The following is a 16,797-nucleotide window of genomic DNA, read 5'->3' as shown; positions in this document are numbered from 1 at the left end:
TGAAAGAAGAGAAAGTGACACCAGTTGTTCCAAAGGAACCGGGGTTCTCATTTGAAGCCTTAAAGGAGCACAGTAAGGATCTTTTTGGCGTAAAGCCAGAAATTCTTGAAGGTGCTCTTTTTTATATCAAAGATCAACCAATTACAAAAACAGAAGCAAAGAAGCAGATTGATGCTTTTTTGTCTAAGGAGGTTTAAGCATGAATGGAGGTACTTTTACACCAGGTACAGAGAAAAAGCGTCCTGGTATCTACTTCAATTTCAAAACCACAGCACAGCAGCGAATTACTTTAGGCGATCGCGGCACCGTTGCGCTTCCAATCACGATGAGTTGGGGAGAGCCTAAGACGTTCATCTCTATCTCAGGCATCGAGGACTTAAATAAAAAAGTCGGGTTAAACATCGATGACAAATCACTGCTTCTTTTCCGAGAAGCGAAGAAAAAAGCACAGACGGTTCTTTTATATCGCTTGAATGAGGGTGAACCTGCAAAGGCTCAGATCAGCGAGAATTTCAACGTTCTTGCCAATTATGGCGGACAGAAAGGTAATGAGGTCACGATCCAAGTCACTGAAAACGTATTGGACAGCTCCAAGCGTGATGTGGTGACTTACGTTGGTACAGACATTGTTGATAAGCAGGTTGTCACTGATGTCAAAGAGCTGAAGCAAAACAAATATGTTTCATTCTCTGGTGAAGGTGAAGTGACAATCACTGCTGGTGTAACACTGAGCGGTGGGAAAAACGGTGTGCCAAGCGTGGCAGATTACACAGCATTCCTTGAAGCAGCTGAAACAGAATACTTTGACGTGATCGCGCTGCCTAATAACACTAGTGAGCAGTTAAAAGCGACATTTGTGGCCTTCGTCAAGCGTTTGCGTGATGATCAAGGTCGGAAGATACAAGGCGTATTGCCAAACTACGCAGCTGATCACGAAGGAATTATCAATGTCACAAGCGGTGTGCTGCTAGAAGACGGTACAGAGATCACGCCAGCCAAAGCAACTGCATGGGTGGCCGGTGCATCTGCAGGAGCCAACTTCAATCAGTCACTGACATTTGTTGAATATGAAGGTGCTGTGGATACATTAGAGCGTCTTGATAATGATCAAGTTGAATACCGCTTGTCACAAGGCGAATTCTTGTTCACGTTTGATGCGCGTGATCGGACAGTGAGCGTCGAGAAAGATATCAACTCTCTGACAAGCTACACAACCGAGAAGAACAAGACATTCGGGAAAAACAAGATCGTCCGAGTGCTCGATGCGATCAACAACGATCTCACTCGTGAATTGAAGAATCTGATTAAATTACGCAAAGCCAACGGGAATGACATTCCGGCATCTGATGATGGGCTGCAGCTGGTGAAAACACTCATCACGCAATATCTCACGCAGCTCCAAGATGGATCTGGAATCACTGGCTTTGATTCTGAAACAGATATTACGATCGCTTTGAATGAAGATCGTGACGGTTTCTTGATTGATCTAGCTGTTCAACCTGTTGATGCAGCTGAAAAATTCTATTTCAATGTAGAGGTGAAATAAGATGGCTTTTAAAGCGCAGAATACCATTTCAGGTAAGGAAGGACGCTTATTCCTCGATGGTGAGGAATTGGCGTTCATCAAAACGTTTGAAGCAAACGTAGAGAAGAATAAATCAGAAGTTAACGTTATGGGCCGTCGTATGACCGGTCACAAGACAACCGGTGCGAATGGTACTGGCACAGCGACTTTCTATAAAGTCACATCACGTTTCGTACAGTTGATGTTAAATTACGTGAAGAAGGGACAAGATCCGTATTTCACTATTCAAGCTGTACTGGATGACAAATCATCCGGCCGCGGCACCGAGCGTGTCACATTGTTTGATGTGAACTTTGATTCTGCAAAGATCGCGGGGCTTGATGTGGATTCAGAAGCACTGGAAGAAGAGGTTCCTTTCACGTTTGAGGACTTTGATCTTCCTGAGAAGCTGAAGGATTCTTTCTAAGAAATGTGGAGGGAATTAGCTAATTAATTAGCTAAATAAAAACCGAATATGCTATAATGCAATTGTAATGAAAAATGAATGCATTTGTAATGCACATTGCATTCAATGACACACAAAATTATGTTTACATGCAAAGCGATTTGCATAAAATAAAAAGAAGCCAGGATGCGCTAACATCCCGGCAATGTACAATGAGGCCCTTCAAGGGGCTGGCTTAATCCGAAAGCTAGATAAAGTATTTTGAAAATAGACTCTACCCTTTAACTTGTCCAGAGCTCAAGGGAGGTCTATTTTTTCTTTACGTAAGTCAACAATGCAAGGATAAACATCCCAAATAAAAGCATGAGCGAAATCGCTTGAAACGTTGACATAAGCATCACCCCCTTTCTAACGGGGATGAGCCAGACCACCCTTGAGTAAGCCGTTCAATTGTACGATGTCTATTATACATGAAAAGATTGGAAAGCACATTCGAAAAATGGATGTGCTTTTTTGTATTCAAAAAAACAAATCAAAGGGAGTTTTTAAACATGAGCGAAAAACAAACAAACAACGTATATGATCTTTCATTCTTCATGCCAGGACAAACAACAGAAGCGGAAGAGGTCAAATCAATCATTTCAAAACGTTTCGTCGATAAAGAAGGGAAAGTGATTCCATTCGTATTCAAAGCGATCACAACAGAGCGCATCGATGAACTGGAGAAAGAAAACACGACTTTCAAAAATGTTAAAGGTCGTGGACGTGTAAAAGACTTGGATTCTCAACGTTTCTATGCACGTATTGCGGTTGAATCTACTATCTATCCGGATTTCAAATCAAAGGAATTGCGTGAGGCATACGGCACACAAGATCCGGTCGAAGTGGCAAAGCGTGTCCTGTCTGTCGGTGGTGAATATGCGAACTGGTTAAACAAAGCCATTGAGGTCAACGGGTTTGAAGATGAAATTGAGGACCTTGAAACAGAAGCAAAAAACTAATAAAAGACGGGAACAAAGAGGCTGTGTATCTTTATTACTGCATGCATGAGCTTCATTACTCCCCGTCTGAACTCTTAGAGGTCTATGAAGCGCCAAGGCAATTCAAGGCCTTTTTATTTGGGTTGATAGCCCACAAACTTGAAGTGTTAGAAAAAGAATCAAAGAAAGGGGGATAAGACATGGCTCGTTTAACCGCTCGGTTTGATTTACAAGACCGGATCACGCGTAAATTGCGTTTGATCAGAGGAGATATGGAACGGCTTGATAGATTGCGCCGCAGATCAGAGCGGCCAATCACATTGAGAGTACGAGACAATGCCACAATCGCATTAAGACGTGTGCAGCGTTTCGTATTGCGTGATCTTGCGCGAACTTATCAGCTGACTCTTGATGTCAATGATCTGGCCACAAAAGCATTGAAAAAGTTCAATGGTTTCATACAACGTAAGATGCCGCGTACTCATAGTGTGCTGATGCGTATTAAGGATCAGGCAACACCAGGGCTTGTTAGGCTTCGTCGTTACATCGATCGGAAATTCGGCAAAGTAGAGCGGTTTGCCATAACCGTAAATGATCGTGCGACCGCAGGGATCAGACGTATTGCATCATATGCAGCACGTCAACTTGGTCGAGGCTACAGCTACACCATTAGAGCCGTTGATATGGTACGGCGTACAGTCAGCCGTATAGCGTCTTATACTCGGAACACGTTAGGGTCTGAATACAGGGTGGCGATTAATGCGATTGATCGTTTTACCGCTCCAGTACGTGGGGCTGTCTCATTTGCGAATACCCATTTGGGACGGACATACACAACCACAATTAAGGTCCTTGATCTTATCACAAAGCCATTGAGAGGGATCGTGTCAGCCGTCACCAGTACGCTTGGTTTGCTTGGAGTCGGTGCCGGTGCAACAGGTGGTATTGTCGTGCCGCTCAAAATGGTAGCGGATCGACAGAACATGACCACGGCTTTTGAAACACTGCTCGGCAGCAGAGGAAAAGCAGATGCACGTCTGGACGAGCTGACAGCCTTTGCTGGTCAAACGCCATTTACTCGTGATGAAATTTTCGAGTCAAGTCGAGTTCTTCAAGTGTTTACGGGCAATGCCCTTTCTACGACTGAAGGTATGAAGCTAGTTGGGGACGTTGCCGCAGGTGTTCAACGGCCATTTTCCGAAGTTGCGCTATGGATGGGGCGTTTATATGACGGCATTAAATCGGGGCGTCCTATCGGTGACGCAACGGCAGCTCTGCAAGAAATGGGGGCGATCTCTGGTGATGCCAGGGGTAAACTCGAGAATCTTGCAAAGAGCGGAAAAGACATCTCTAAGACTTGGCCAGAAGTCACGAAGGAATTCGGCAAATACAACGACATGATGATCAAAATGTCCGACAACCTGGCCAACTTATTCCTCGGTGTCAAATCATTCATCAACAACTCTATTTTGATGCCTTGGGGTAAAGGACTTGCAGCTGCGTTCCAACCTGCGCTAGAAGCATTTAGAACGTGGCGTGGGGAATACTCCTTTGTGCTGACCGACCTTTCCAATAAAGCTGAAAAGGCGGGTAAGAAATTTGCTAACAGTTTCCTTGATCCGACCAAAAGCGTATTCGGATTTATTGGTGATCAGTTCAAAATCTTGTTTCCTGGTGAGAAATTAACCAAAAAGCAGACACAAGAACTGAAGGTCAAGTTTAAAGACAACCCTAAGCTGAAGAAGCACTTTGAACAGCTAGAAAAATACAGAAAAATGGACTTTGAAACTCGGTGGAAGCTCGTCCTGGATAATACGAAAGACGTTTTTGGCCAATGGTGGGAAAAGACAGGAAAGCCTGGTCTTTTCAAAATGGCCGAGAATGTCGGGAAGACTTACGGTGGCATCATAAACGGTGTGATCAACGGTCTACTTGGTATTGATGACAAATCATCCGAGGACAGTTTCACTGATGCAGGAGCCAAAGCAGGGCGTATTTTCATAGAATCATTTTTAGAAGCCCTTGATCCTGCACAATTAGGCATTCGGATCGCCAAGAAGATTGGTGAGATCAATTGGAATGCCCTTACTGGAGAAGGATCAATTGCTGGTGCTTTGATTGCCAATGCATTCGCGCTCGCATTCCTCGGAAAAGTGGCCACTTTATTAAAGCCGCTCAAATCCATTTTGTCAGGAGCCTTTGCTGTCTATAAATGGGGCAAAGGTTTAAGAGGCGGGATGGGAGCAGGAACGATCGGTGGAGCTGGAGGAGCAGGGCGACCGCCGAGGAACCCACGAACTCCTGAATATCGTCAGCCTTGGATCAATAGAGGTGAGCCGGTACGACCAACAACGCCAAACCAAGGGCGTGGCGGTGGATTGTTAGGTAAAGTCGGTAAAGGTGCAAAGAGCATCGGAAAACGTATCCCTATTCTCGGTACAGCAATAGCAGGTACAGAACTGCTAGGCATGAATAATGACAATAAAGGCGAGAAGATCGGTGGATTTGTCGGGAATCTAGGTGGCGGTATCGGTGGAGCGGCAATCGGAACAATGATCGCCCCTGGTATCGGAACAGCTATCGGTGGAGTATTAGGAAGCATCTTTGGCGGTGATCTCGGCAATTGGATAGGAAAGATGTTTGACAACGGAACCATCCAAAAGAAATGGGATGAAATTGTCAAAGGTGCAGAGAATGCAGTTCAGTGGATTAAAGACACATGGTCCACCGTTTCGGGTTGGTTCAATGATAATGTTCTAACACCTATCACAACGTTCTTCGAAGATACGTGGACATGGATCACAGAGAAATGGGGTCAGCTTTCTTCCTGGTTTATGAATAACGTCTGGCTGCCGATTTATAACTTTGCAGTTCCAATCATCAACTTTGTAGTTGGTGTTTTTGTCGTGGGATGGGAATTGATTAGTACAGTATGGGGAGCTGCATCAACATGGTTCATGGACAATGTATGGACTCCGTACGGACAAGTTGCGGTGGCTGCGATCACCCTTGTCTGGAACAAGATCACCGAATTATGGAACTGGATACAAATCACATGGTCCGTTTTCTCAGCATGGTTCATGACTTACGTCTGGGAACCATTTGGATCAGTGGCAATTGAAGCCATTGTCTGGGTGTGGACTAAGTTGACCGAATTCTGGAATTGGGTTCAAATCGTATGGGGCGCATTTGCGGTATGGTTTGATACTTTCGTTTGGCAGCCGTTTATAACATATGCTTTGCCAGCAATCATGTTTATTTGGAACCTGTTTAACACTACATGGAACCGGATTAAAACATCATGGGTGGTGCTCGCAGCATGGTTTGATGAGTATGTGTGGCAACCATATAAAAAGTATGCGGAGCCAGCGATTACCTTCGTGTGGGAAAAATTTGATGAAGCATGGAAAACGATCAAGGGTATATGGGAAACAGTAAGTGGATGGTTTGAAAAATATGTTTTCAACCCGTTAAAAGATCATGCAGAAAAGTTAACAAGCACATGGAAAGGCTTATTTGACATTGTTGGAAATGTTGTCGGTAAAGTTAAAGAATTTAGTGGGAAGGCATTTCATATCTTTGAGAAAAAAGGAGAAGAAAAAACAGGACTGAAAAAGAAAGAGAAAGCAGCAAATAACGCCACCGGTGGTTATATCACAAAGCCGACACTTTCATGGATCGGCGAGGCGGGCAAGGAGTATGTCATCCCGACTGAAAACAACAAAGGTCGAGGGAAGATGCTACTTGCTCAGGCTGCTTCTCACCTTGGAATGTCTGTTGTGCCAAGCGGTGCATCACCAACCTCTCCAGCAAGCTCATCGTCTCCAATGAGACCGGCAGCTGCTTCATCAGTTTCTACTTCTACAAGTGGATCGGTATCAATTGGAGACGCGGCCAACGCATCAAAATACGGGGAACAGTTTAGCACTGACTTTGAAAAAGGGTTAAACAGCAAAGTCGTTTCACTTGAACAGTGGAAACAAGCTAATATTAAGCAGCCATTTACTCAAATTCAGGCAGCGACTCCGCAGTATGGAGCACAAACTGTCACCGGCTTTGCGGCAGGTCAAAACATGACACCAACTGGCACAGGTCAGTTCTTAGATCAAAATGTAAGACAACCTTTCTTATCCGCTCGCCAAGAGTCTCCTACCTGGGGAGCTGGGTTAATTGACGCATTTAACAGCGGCATGAGGTCAAAAGGAAGTGAAGTGACACAAGCAGCCAAGGACATGGCCAAGAAAGTGGAACAAGCCTTCCGCGAAGAATTAGACATTCATTCTCCTTCACGTGTCATGATGAGTCTTGGAAAATTCGCATCAATCGGTGTCGTCAAAGGTCTTGATTCAGTTGATGTGAAGAAATTCGCAGAGAATCAAGCCGGTTCCTTAATCGCTGCATTTAGTGGCATGGGTGCATCTAACCTGAGTGTTCAACAATGGCTCATGGCTGCTCTAATGGCAACCGGCACATCAATGAGCTGGCTACCTGGTTTGATGACGATCGCACAGAATGAGTCACGTGGAAACCCGAAAGCGATCAACCTATGGGATTCAAACGCCAAAAGAGGAACGCCGTCTAAAGGATTGATGCAGACCATTGATCCGACCTTTAATTCTAATAAGGCAAGCGGCATGAACGACATCTGGAACCCGATCCATAATGCTGCAGCTGCTATCAACTACATCAAAGGGAGATATGGAAGTGTCTATAATACGCCTGGTCTTAGAAGTATCAGAAACGGTGGACCATATAAAGGCTATGCAAACGGTGGTCTAATCACGCAGGAACAGATAGCTAGAGTCGGTGAAGGAAACAAGCGTGAATGGATTATTCCTGAAGAGCGTGGGATTCGTGGCCGCTACTTGTTGGCGCAAGCTGCACAGGCTTTAGGAATGGACGTATACGATCCGGCCAATGCTACATCATCCGAGCTTTCACAAGGTCAGGTGCAAACAGTAACAGCTGGCACATCGAATGCGCCGGCTGCTTCTAGTGGATCAAAACAGGTCATCATTAATTTTAATGGCGATCAGCACTTCCATAACGGCCATGATGAAGATTCATTGGTTGAAAAAATCAAGCGATCATTAGTCGAAGAACTAGAAGTAGAGATCAACACAGGAACGAAGGGAGTCGTGATCGATGGCTAAATCAAAATATCAATTGTGGATTTCGCAAGGGAAGGACAAACTGCGATTCCCTGTTCTTCCTGAAAAACTTGAACTGAACAACAACGTACAAAATGAATCTATCAAAGTATCAAAATTTGGCGAGCTCACATTCTTGGATGTACCAGGGGCTCGTCAAATTTCATTTACAGCCTTTTTTCCGAAGAAGTATACACCGATCGCTGAATATAAAAGCATTCCATCACCAGAGAATGCGATTGCGAAAATTGAACGAATGATGCGTTCAAAGAAGCCTGTACGCTTTATTGTCACAGGGACCAAAATCAATATGCAGTGCAGCATTGAAAGCTTCAATCACAATGAAGGTACGTATGACGTCGGTGATCGTGAATTCACGCTGCAGCTGAAGGAATACAAAACGGCTTCACCTAGAAAAATTAAACGGAAAGCCAAAAAGAGCAGCAAAAAGCGCAGCTCAAAAGGCGCACCAAAAGTATACACCGTTAAAAAGGGTGATACCTTGTGGGATATTTCTGGTCGTTTCTATGGTGATAGTACAAAATGGCGCCGCATTTGGAATGCGAATAAAGCCGCTATGATCAAACGAAGTAGACGCAATATTAGACAACCAGGGCATTGGATTTTCCCTGGTCAAAAATTAAAAATACCACAATAGGGGGGCTGACTTTGATTGAGCTTTTTGCCATCAGAAGCGGCACCATGTACGAGCTTGTGACAGAGAGCGTGACACTTCGGGGGCAAAGGTATCAGGCCCCCCGCTCTATTCAGGCAAATATTATTACAAAGCAAGGCAGTCAAAAATATTACAGCATCAAAGAGGGTGACACTGTTCTTTTCAAGTGGAAGGGAAAAGAACTTTTCAGAGGAACAGTGTTTGCAAGAACACCGAAGGACGAAAAGCTCACTTTTACCGCTTATGACATGCTTCAGTATTTGGTGAAGAACCAGGATGTATATGTCTTTGCAAACAAGCGGGCTGATCAGATAATGAAGCGGCTTGGTCAAGATTTTCAGATCCCGATGACGTCAATCGCTAACACTGGCCATGTCATTAAATCGCTTGTATTCAAAAACGATACAAGCCTTTATGACATCATCTTGCAGGCTCTAAGGGAAACAAAGAAGCAAACAGGACGTAACTATCAAATCTATTCTGCTAAAGGCAAGATGGGGCTGAGAGCTTGGCCTGATCCGTCCGAAGTATGGGTCATTGAATCAGGCGTGAATCTCATTGATTATCAGTACAGCACCTCGATTGAGGAAACAGCCACACGTGTGAAGATGAGAGCGACACATGTGGAAAAAATTAAGGTGCTGAAGAAGGAAAAAAAGAAATCTAAGACTACTGACAAAGATAAAGAAAAAGATAAGAAAACGACCAAACCTACGAAGCCGAAAACTGTCACGCAAAAGAAAGAGATTGAGATGCTGGCTGTGGCGAATGATAGTGCTGCTAGAAGCAAATACGGCATCCTGCAGCACGTTGAAAGAGTTTCAGGGGAGATCAACCAAGCACAGCTGCAAAAGAGGGCTGATGTTCGTCTCTCACAGAAAAAGGGCGTGAAAAAAGAACTCAAAAGTATCCAAGCTCTAGGTATTCCTGGATTACAAAGCGGCATGCCAATACGCATCATCATTCCTGATATCGGTATCAAAAAAACGTACTGGATCGACCAGGACAGCCATGAATTCAAAGGAGTTAAACACACCATGACGATCGATGTCGTTGAAAAGAATACAATCCCAACGGGGAATCAGTCATGAAACTAAGCGATGCAATTAAGCGATTGGCTGTCAATGCGGTTGATGCACAATCGCCAATGGAATTGATACTTGGTGATGTGGTGTCTGTTTCCCCTCTTAGTGTTCGACTCAATGAGAATGACAAACTTATCATTCCGGAGGATCTGCTTATATGGCCTGCTCGATTGGACGAGGGAGAAGATGATGAGCTAGAAGAAGGCGATAGTGTCATGGTCCTTGCGATGACAGGCGGCCAGACGTTTTACATCTTAGATAAAGTAGTAGGAGGTGGTTCATGATGGCACTCTCTCCAGAAGAAGAAATTGAAGATTTCGAGGAGGATGAAGAGGATATTATTGAACCTTCGACCACCTATCGTATTGACTTCACAACTGGTCGATTAACTAATGAAAAGATTAATGGTCTTGATGCCATTCGCCAATTCGTCTATATGGCTTTGCGAACGGAACGATATTCGCATGCCGTTTATAGCCATGACGTAGGATGTGAGGTTCAAGAAGCTGTGTCTGATGAAGAATCAACGGACGAATACAAGGAGATGGAGATTCCGCGTCTAATAGAAGAAGCACTTCTTGTTGATGAGAGAATTGAAAGTGTGCAAGATTTCGAGATTACGAAAGAAGGGGCAACTTTTAAAGTGGTCTTCAATGTTGTGACAGATGAAGGAACCTTGGAGATCGAGGAGGTGATTGGCGAAGATGTTTGAAGAACAGTCTTATGAAGCCATCATGGAACGCATGTTGGAACGTATACCCGATGATATTGATAAACGTGAAAACAGCGTCATATGGAATGCGTTGGCTCCTGCAGCTGCCGAACTTGCTCAATCTTATATATGGCTTGACCAAGTATTCGATCTTGTTTTTGCGGATACAGCGCAGGGAGAATTTTTAGATCGACGAGCCGCTGAAGTGGGGATCACTCGTAAAGCGGCCACAAGTGCTGTATGGTCTGTTGAGGTGACACCTGAAACTATCAGAATACCAACGGGATCAAGATTCTATATCGACAATCTGTACTTTCAATATCAATCTGACGGCACTTTGAAGTGTGAAACGACTGGTGCTGTAGGCAATGGGAATTTTGCAGAACTGCCGCTTCTATCACTTGATAACATACCAGGACTAGAGTCTGTCATCTTTGAAGAATTGAAGATACCAGGTCAAGAGGAAGAAGACGATGAAGCTCTGTATGAACGATACTTAATGAGAGCAAGACGTGAAGCTGTCAGTGCCAACAAAGCTCACTATAAAAAGTGGGCTGAAGAAGTTGAAGGAGTTGGCAGGGCGAAGGTGTTCCCGCTTTGGAACGGGGAAGGCACAGTAAAAGTTGTCATCACAGATGGGAATTTTGATGTTGCGACGGATCTGCTCGTCAATAAGGTCAAAGAGTACATTGATCCGGTTCCAGGAGAAGGAGAAGGGCAAGCACCGATCGGGGCTACTGCCACTATTGAAAGCGCCAAGTGGAAAGATGTTGAGGTGTCCGTATCTGTGGAGCTTAAAATGGATTACTCCATTGAGGATGCACAAGAGGAAATTGAAGAGAAGGTCAAAGCGCTTCTAAAATCACTTGCCTTTGAAGAAAATGTGATCAGAATGTCAGCGATCAATGACATTTTGTATCATGCGGATAGTGTGTCTGATTATGCGGATGTATTGATCAACGGTGAGGCAAAAAACTTACCGCTTCAGGACATTGAGATTCCGCGTCTAGGGCAGGTGAACGTTATTGAGCAAGCTTGACGAAATGAAAGCCTATCTACCTTCCTATCTAACGGAGATCACTGAATTTGATGAATTAATGAAATCAGAGGCTCCAGAGATGGAAAGGCTAGATGATTCTATTTTTGATATGACTGATCAACTGTTTCCGCTCACTGCCACGTGGGGGCTTAATCGATGGGAAAGGATGCTGAAAGTGCAGCGGGAGTCAGGTGATTCAATTGAGCTGCGCAGGGCACGTATTTTGAATCTCATGTCCAACATTCCACCGATCACTTATGCTTCTTTAGAGAGGGCAGTCAACCGGTTCTTGAAGAATCCTAGCGCAGTGGTTCGTCTAACAACTGGCCGCTATCATTTCTCCCTTCGTGTTAATTTGGATGACCTGCAGAACACCAGATACATTGTAGAGACGCTTGAAAACTTGAAGCCGGCTCATTTGGCTTACAAATTCACAAGCGTTCATCATACGGATGTAAAAGAAATTAAAGACTATCATAACAGGCTCACACTGCGCAGCAGAGTGGGCTTTTTTGATCACATTCCCATTTTACTCAATGGTGAATTTTTACTAAATGGTACGTTTTATCTTAGTGGATCGCGCAATTCAACATATATTCCAGTACGTTTTAGACAATCTTTAAAGATGGCCATGAAGCTGAAAAAAGAAATGAAAGTTCTTGGACGTACAAAATATGTCATGGTAGGAGCCAAACACGAAACTAATCAACAAGCGTCTCTTAGACTTCGATCATGTTTAAAAAATGTACTGAAAGAAAAAAAGAAAATGACATTCCGTATGGTTGCTTATGTATCAAATGAGCAAAGCGGAAGTGTAACCATTAAGCAGAAATATTGGACGCTTGATGGATCGGTACCGCTAGACGGTTCAAAATATCTAGCTGCCACGTCCAAAAAAATAGATTTATAAAGGAGGATCATAATGGCTGATCAATTAACCGTTACAACGCTTTATGCTCGCCAACAAATGGCAAAGGCTAGAGCGGAGGGAACTAAGCTCACGAAAGTGGTCAAGATGGCTTTTGGGAATGGCGGAACGAAGGACGGGAAACCAATCTCCTTGGATGGCACAGAACAAGAATTAAAGAGTGAACTTGTTCAAAAGGACATTGATTCCTATAAATTTATGGAACCAGCCAAAATTCGCTACACCTGCACCATTGCTGAAGGAGAGCTTGCTGGAGAAGTCATCAACGAATTGGCTCTTGTTGATGAAGATGGAAAGTTTACGGCCATCCGTACCATGACAGACAAGCAAAAAGATGGTGACATTGAATTCATCTTTGAGATTGATGATATTTACTAGGAAAGGAGTGCTCATCGATGGATATTAAATCTCCTAAAGTGTTTGAAACAAGCGACAAAGCTCATGCGGATCTGTTCAATGACATGGTGAAGGTATTACTTGAAAATGATGCCGGGCTGTTAGAACAATTCGTTGGCCATATTGAAGATACTAAGCCGCATGCATCTGAAGCAGAGAAGAAGAAATGGAATGAATCGCAGATATATAAGATCACAGCTGATGACGGCAAATACTTGATTTCTGTTCCAGCTGACAAAAATATTTATGATGCTATTAAAGACAAAGGGACCTGTACTTTCATTGCAGCCCCAGGTGTAGAGGATTCTCCAGCGCCTAGTAACGCCTATTTGAGAGGAATACAGACTGTTGGCCAAAACAACATCGGAACCGGTTTTGCGGTAGACACGTCAGGTAATGCCTATTACTTCTACTATAATTCTACCCATATATCTATCACTTGGACGCAGCTTCCGACAGCAGCTGAAAAAGATAAATGGAACAGTGGCCAACTCTATAAACTGACGCAAGATTCCGGGGATCGCAAGCCGCTTCCAACTGTTTTGAATGGAACCGATATCTTGTCTTTACCACCTGGTCGTTATTATGCAGCAGGTCAATACCTTACAAACAAACCGACGACAAACGATTCATCGTACTTCAATATTGATGTTGAGGGCGCAGAAACAAGAAAAGACATTCGTTTATGTAGAAGTTTTGACAATCTGTACTGGTTCGGAACCGTTCATACTGGCGGCGTCTTTAAAGGGTGGAAACAAGTTTTAACAGTGGAGGATATGGCAAACAGCACTTTTGTTGATACTTATGATCAAGATAATTCATCTATTTCAGCCGCAGAAAATGTTGCAACAAAGCTTGTTTTTGGCGCAACACGAGCGGATGAATTATCAGAGTATAACCGCTCTCGTGCTGAAATCACACTGAAAAACAGTGGGCTTTATTTGATCAGACTTTATGTCACTAGTAATAACATTACAGTTGGATCAGATAATATTTTAGCCTGTTATGTCAATGGATCAGAGTATCAAAGGTTTGGAAACTGGAATCCAGCGACATCATCAAATACGTGCGTGCTTTATTTATTACAAAAATTTAAAGCTGGAGATAAGGTAACCTTTTATATAACCCCAAGAGGGACCAACAAAACAGTATCAATAACCACAGCTTACGTTACCATGTCTCAGTTGAGATAGGAGGGAAAAAATGAATAAGGCGCTAGCGATCAAATATTTATACCCAAATGCGGAACTAGGTGAGGATTATTCGGTTCGAGATGATGGAGAAGGACAATTTATAGACAAGTGGTTATTAGCCGAACCTATACCTTCAGATGAAGAGTTGGATGCTGCATGGCAAGAGTATTTGAAATTAGACAATGAACAGCCTATGACTCAGGTTGAAAAACAATTGCTTCTTATTGGAGAACAGTTAGCGAAAGAAAAAATCGCTCGCCAACAGACAGAAAGAGTAAATGCAACGTTAGGGCAGCAGCTTGCAGAAATGCGAATAGAAATCCTTAAATTGAAGGGAGGGTTTACAGATGAATCTTAATTTCTGGGTGTTAGCGTTATTTTATAAATGGGCCACTACTGAAATGGTTAAACAAGCAATGTCGTTTAAGGATTGTTCAATTGAAGAACTAGAAGAGGGCGTTCAAGAGGAATATGTTACACATGATCAATACAAAGAAATAACCGGTGAAGTATATAAAACGCCAGAAGCCGAGTAGAAAGGCTTTTTATTTTGCCTTCTTTAAGGAGGTGGACAAAGTGAAGGAGTAGGTGAGTATGGTGGAAATGGATTTGGCGCAATACTTGATGACGCAAGGACCCTTTGCGGTTCTTTTTTGTTGGGTATTGTTTTATGTTCTCAACACGACAAAGGAAAGAGAAAACAAGCTCAATGAACAAATCGAAGCGCAAAATGAAGTGTTAGCAAAGTTCAGTGAAAAGTATGATGTCGTGATCGACAAGCTCGATAAAATTGAACGGAATTTAAAATAGGAGGGAACATTTATGAAAAACTTCGACAAAGGCACGGTGATCCGCACGGTGCTTCTATTTATGGCATTGATCAACCAAGCATTAATTATATTTGGCAAGCCAATCTTGCCGATCAGTGAGGATCAAGTCACTTCGTTGGCTGAAACATTGTACCTTGCTGGTTCAATGATCTTCACAATCGCAACAACCCTTGTCGCATGGTTCAAAAACAACTATGTGACACCTAAAGGACAGAAGCAGAAAGAAGTCCTAAAACAAACAGGATTAACGAAATGAAGGGCTGCCACGAGGTAGCTCTTTTTATATTAAATTGATCAGAGGAGACGATGGACATGGTGAAAATCATTAAAGATTTTATTCCAAAGAGTAACCGCAACAGACCAGGAAACTATATGAAGCCTTTGTATATTACGGTTCATAACACAGCTAACACAGCAAAAGGGGCAAACGCAGCGAGTCACGCATCTTTTGTGAAACGATCTAGTACAGGTGTAAGCTGGCACTATACGGTGGATGAAAATTGTATTTATCAACATCTGCCGCTAAATGAAAACGGATGGCATGCAGGAGATGGACGAGGAACCGGGAACATGAAGTCAATTGGAATTGAGATTTGCGAAAACGCAGACGGCAATTTTGAAAAAGCGGTTGAAAATGCTCAATGGCTCATTCGTCAGCTCATGACAGAGCAAGGCATTCCATTGGCCAACCTTGTACCGCACAAGAGATGGAGCGGCAAAGAATGCCCTCGTAAACTGCTTAATCGTTGGGACAGCTTCAAAGCGGGTATCGCAACCGCCCATACAGGAAAAAAGGCAACAGCAAAGCCTGTGAAAGCGTCACCTGTCAAAAATACACCATCCAAGCCAAAAGCGAGTAAGCCTAAAAAATCATTTAACTTACCATCTGGCATTATTAAAGTAACCAACCCTTTGACAAAGGGCGCTGGAGTAAAAGCATTGCAGGAGGCTCTGGCTGCTGTGTATTATTACCCGGACAAAGGCGCAAAAAATAACGGGATTGATGGCTACTATGGGCCAAAGACAGCAAATGCAGTTAAACGATTCCAGCTCATGCATGGTCTGGTTGCAGACGGAATTTATGGTCCAAAAACAAAACAGACTTTAGAAAAAGCTTTGAATTGAAAAAGCCCTATAAGTAAAAGAATTCCCGCCCTAGTCAATTAATTGACTAGGGATTTTTTTATTTTGAATGAAATTATACTGTATAAGGATTATTTTGAATTAAATTTTGCAATTCGGGTTTATTTAAAAATAATAATCTGTTAATATTTAAATAAATGAAATATAATTTTACGAGGTGTGCTATGGCAATTATACTTGATAATACAGATAAAGCAATCATAAGGGAATTACAGGAAGATGCTTCAATATCAAATTTACAATTATCTAAAAAAATTGGGCTTTCGCCTTCTGCATGTCTTTCAAGAACAAAAGGTCTAGTTGAAGCCGGGATTATTAAAAAATTTACGACAATTGTTGATGAGAAAAAACTTGGAATCGAAGTCACAGCATTTGCTCTCATTAACTTATCGCCCTTGAATAGAGAAACAATTCATTCATTTTTAGAGGATATAGGCAAATTTCCAGAGATTCAAGAGTGCTACACCCTGACAGGAAGTCATGATTATTTGCTAAAGATTGTTTCAAAAGATATGGAAAGTTATAGGGATTTCATTATTGATTCATTAATGCAGAACCCTGCCATCAGTCGAGTAGATACAAGTATGGTTATGAGCACAGAAAAGAGAACTGTTAGTGTGCCAATTGATGAAATGTAGGAGGTGCATAATGTGAGAAAAACGAATGAAATATTTACTAATATATCTCTTGAAAAT

20 protein-coding genes and 1 pseudogene are annotated in these 16,797 nt (G+C 42.9%); 20 read left to right on the top strand and 1 reads right to left on the bottom strand.

Annotated elements, in window-relative coordinates:
- Positions 1–14: 14 nt before the first annotated feature.
- From NSU11_RS14680 to NSU11_RS14670, 3 genes are read left to right on the top strand one after another with little or no spacing between them, the layout of a single operon-like run.
- Complete coding sequence (locus NSU11_RS14680) at positions 15–197, top strand: hypothetical protein (RefSeq protein WP_335350968.1); 183 nt, start codon at positions 15–17, stop codon at positions 195–197.
- A gap of 2 nt (positions 198–199) precedes the next feature.
- Positions 200–1,546, top strand: coding sequence for a phage tail sheath family protein (locus NSU11_RS14675; protein ID WP_335350960.1), 1,347 nt, complete (start codon positions 200–202; stop codon positions 1,544–1,546).
- 1 nt (position 1,547) lies between these two features.
- Positions 1,548–1,991 carry a phage tail tube protein gene (locus tag NSU11_RS14670; protein ID WP_034282378.1) on the top strand — a complete coding sequence of 148 codons (444 nt, stop codon included), beginning with the start codon at positions 1,548–1,550 and terminating at the stop codon, positions 1,989–1,991.
- A 287-nt stretch (positions 1,992–2,278) separates the two neighbouring features.
- Here the strand turns inward: NSU11_RS14670 and NSU11_RS14665 are convergent, their stop codons facing one another.
- Positions 2,279–2,335 (bottom strand): putative holin-like toxin, encoded by a 57-nt coding sequence (locus tag NSU11_RS14665; protein WP_234712501.1) that lies wholly within the window; start codon positions 2,333–2,335, stop codon positions 2,279–2,281.
- A gap of 186 nt (positions 2,336–2,521) precedes the next feature.
- Here NSU11_RS14665 and NSU11_RS14660 point away from each other — a divergent pair, with 186 nt between their 5' ends.
- The 17 genes and pseudogenes from NSU11_RS14660 (at position 2,522) to NSU11_RS14580 (ending at position 16,740) form a co-directional block, all read left to right on the top strand.
- Positions 2,522–2,971 carry a phage portal protein gene (locus tag NSU11_RS14660; RefSeq protein ID WP_144483253.1) on the top strand — a complete coding sequence of 150 codons (450 nt, stop codon included), beginning with the start codon at positions 2,522–2,524 and terminating at the stop codon, positions 2,969–2,971.
- A gap of 23 nt (positions 2,972–2,994) precedes the next feature.
- A complete protein-coding gene (locus tag NSU11_RS14655) occupies positions 2,995–3,147 on the top strand; it encodes a hypothetical protein (RefSeq protein ID WP_226650603.1) in 153 nt (50 codons plus the stop codon).
- 3 nt (positions 3,148–3,150) lie between these two features.
- Positions 3,151–8,103, top strand: a complete 4,953-nt coding sequence (locus tag NSU11_RS14650) for a transglycosylase SLT domain-containing protein (RefSeq protein WP_342493648.1) — start codon at positions 3,151–3,153, stop codon at positions 8,101–8,103.
- Positions 8,096–8,758 (top strand): LysM peptidoglycan-binding domain-containing protein, encoded by a 663-nt coding sequence (locus tag NSU11_RS14645; RefSeq protein ID WP_144491118.1) that lies wholly within the window; start codon positions 8,096–8,098, stop codon positions 8,756–8,758. The genes NSU11_RS14650 and NSU11_RS14645 overlap by 8 nt, the downstream gene beginning before the upstream one ends.
- 11 nt (positions 8,759–8,769) lie before the next feature.
- Entirely contained in the window at positions 8,770–9,867 is a 1,098-nt protein-coding gene (locus NSU11_RS14640; protein ID WP_335350962.1) for a phage portal protein, read from the top strand.
- Complete coding sequence (locus NSU11_RS14635; protein WP_335350963.1) at positions 9,864–10,145, top strand: DUF2577 family protein; 282 nt, start codon at positions 9,864–9,866, stop codon at positions 10,143–10,145. The genes NSU11_RS14640 and NSU11_RS14635 overlap by 4 nt, the downstream gene beginning before the upstream one ends.
- The gene (locus NSU11_RS14630) at positions 10,145–10,573 is read left to right on the top strand and encodes a DUF2634 domain-containing protein (protein ID WP_335350969.1); all 429 of its coding nucleotides are present in this window, start codon (positions 10,145–10,147) and stop codon (positions 10,571–10,573) included. Before NSU11_RS14635 ends, NSU11_RS14630 begins: the two co-directional genes overlap by 1 nt.
- Complete coding sequence (locus NSU11_RS14625) at positions 10,566–11,612, top strand: baseplate J/gp47 family protein (protein WP_216889111.1); 1,047 nt, start codon at positions 10,566–10,568, stop codon at positions 11,610–11,612. The genes NSU11_RS14630 and NSU11_RS14625 overlap by 8 nt, the downstream gene beginning before the upstream one ends.
- A pseudogene (locus NSU11_RS14620) lies at positions 11,599–12,039 on the top strand (YmfQ family protein); the annotation flags it as partial. The gene NSU11_RS14625 and the pseudogene NSU11_RS14620, both read left to right, overlap by 14 nt.
- Positions 12,040–12,534: 495 nt before the next feature.
- Positions 12,535–12,918 carry a phage tail protein gene (locus tag NSU11_RS14615; protein ID WP_106065091.1) on the top strand — a complete coding sequence of 128 codons (384 nt, stop codon included), beginning with the start codon at positions 12,535–12,537 and terminating at the stop codon, positions 12,916–12,918.
- Positions 12,919–12,935: 17 nt separating this feature from the next.
- Positions 12,936–14,129: a hypothetical protein gene (locus tag NSU11_RS14610; RefSeq protein ID WP_335350964.1), complete on the top strand. Its 1,194-nt coding sequence runs from the start codon at positions 12,936–12,938 to the stop codon at positions 14,127–14,129.
- A gap of 10 nt (positions 14,130–14,139) precedes the next feature.
- Positions 14,140–14,487: an XkdW family protein gene (locus tag NSU11_RS14605; RefSeq protein WP_106156813.1), complete on the top strand. Its 348-nt coding sequence runs from the start codon at positions 14,140–14,142 to the stop codon at positions 14,485–14,487.
- Positions 14,477–14,665, top strand: coding sequence for an XkdX family protein (locus NSU11_RS14600; protein WP_106156812.1), 189 nt, complete (start codon positions 14,477–14,479; stop codon positions 14,663–14,665). The genes NSU11_RS14605 and NSU11_RS14600 overlap by 11 nt, the downstream gene beginning before the upstream one ends.
- 61 nt (positions 14,666–14,726) lie before the next feature.
- Positions 14,727–14,939, top strand: a complete 213-nt coding sequence (locus NSU11_RS14595; protein ID WP_025092921.1) for a BhlA/UviB family holin-like peptide — start codon at positions 14,727–14,729, stop codon at positions 14,937–14,939.
- A gap of 12 nt (positions 14,940–14,951) precedes the next feature.
- Positions 14,952–15,215 carry a phage holin gene (locus tag NSU11_RS14590; RefSeq protein WP_256688621.1) on the top strand — a complete coding sequence of 88 codons (264 nt, stop codon included), beginning with the start codon at positions 14,952–14,954 and terminating at the stop codon, positions 15,213–15,215.
- Between the two features lie 56 nt (positions 15,216–15,271).
- A complete protein-coding gene (locus tag NSU11_RS14585) occupies positions 15,272–16,084 on the top strand; it encodes an N-acetylmuramoyl-L-alanine amidase (protein WP_256688620.1) in 813 nt (270 codons plus the stop codon).
- Between the two features lie 182 nt (positions 16,085–16,266).
- Positions 16,267–16,740, top strand: a complete 474-nt coding sequence (locus NSU11_RS14580; protein ID WP_256688619.1) for an Lrp/AsnC family transcriptional regulator — start codon at positions 16,267–16,269, stop codon at positions 16,738–16,740.
- Positions 16,741–16,797 lie beyond the last annotated feature (57 nt).

This window comes from Bacillus sp. FSL R5-0712 (assembly GCF_038593285.1).
Lineage (GTDB): Bacteria > Bacillota > Bacilli > Bacillales > Bacillaceae > Bacillus > Bacillus safensis.
This window is presented reverse-complemented; position numbering and strand designations above follow the sequence as displayed.

Coding starts and splice junctions, on each gene's coding strand:
- NSU11_RS14675 (WP_335350960.1), top strand. CDS start 200: ATGAATGGAGGTACTTTTACACCAGGTACAGAGAAAAAGCGTCCTGGT.
- NSU11_RS14670 (WP_034282378.1), top strand. CDS start 1,548: ATGGCTTTTAAAGCGCAGAATACCATTTCAGGTAAGGAAGGACGCTTA.
- NSU11_RS14660 (WP_144483253.1), top strand. CDS start 2,522: ATGAGCGAAAAACAAACAAACAACGTATATGATCTTTCATTCTTCATG.
- NSU11_RS14650 (WP_342493648.1), top strand. CDS start 3,151: ATGGCTCGTTTAACCGCTCGGTTTGATTTACAAGACCGGATCACGCGT.
- NSU11_RS14645 (WP_144491118.1), top strand. CDS start 8,096: ATGGCTAAATCAAAATATCAATTGTGGATTTCGCAAGGGAAGGACAAA.
- NSU11_RS14635 (WP_335350963.1), top strand. CDS start 9,864: ATGAAACTAAGCGATGCAATTAAGCGATTGGCTGTCAATGCGGTTGAT.
- NSU11_RS14630 (WP_335350969.1), top strand. CDS start 10,145: ATGGCACTCTCTCCAGAAGAAGAAATTGAAGATTTCGAGGAGGATGAA.
- NSU11_RS14625 (WP_216889111.1), top strand. CDS start 10,566: ATGTTTGAAGAACAGTCTTATGAAGCCATCATGGAACGCATGTTGGAA.
- NSU11_RS14615 (WP_106065091.1), top strand. CDS start 12,535: ATGGCTGATCAATTAACCGTTACAACGCTTTATGCTCGCCAACAAATG.
- NSU11_RS14610 (WP_335350964.1), top strand. CDS start 12,936: ATGGATATTAAATCTCCTAAAGTGTTTGAAACAAGCGACAAAGCTCAT.
- NSU11_RS14605 (WP_106156813.1), top strand. CDS start 14,140: ATGAATAAGGCGCTAGCGATCAAATATTTATACCCAAATGCGGAACTA.
- NSU11_RS14600 (WP_106156812.1), top strand. CDS start 14,477: ATGAATCTTAATTTCTGGGTGTTAGCGTTATTTTATAAATGGGCCACT.
- NSU11_RS14590 (WP_256688621.1), top strand. CDS start 14,952: ATGAAAAACTTCGACAAAGGCACGGTGATCCGCACGGTGCTTCTATTT.
- NSU11_RS14585 (WP_256688620.1), top strand. CDS start 15,272: ATGGTGAAAATCATTAAAGATTTTATTCCAAAGAGTAACCGCAACAGA.
- NSU11_RS14580 (WP_256688619.1), top strand. CDS start 16,267: ATGGCAATTATACTTGATAATACAGATAAAGCAATCATAAGGGAATTA.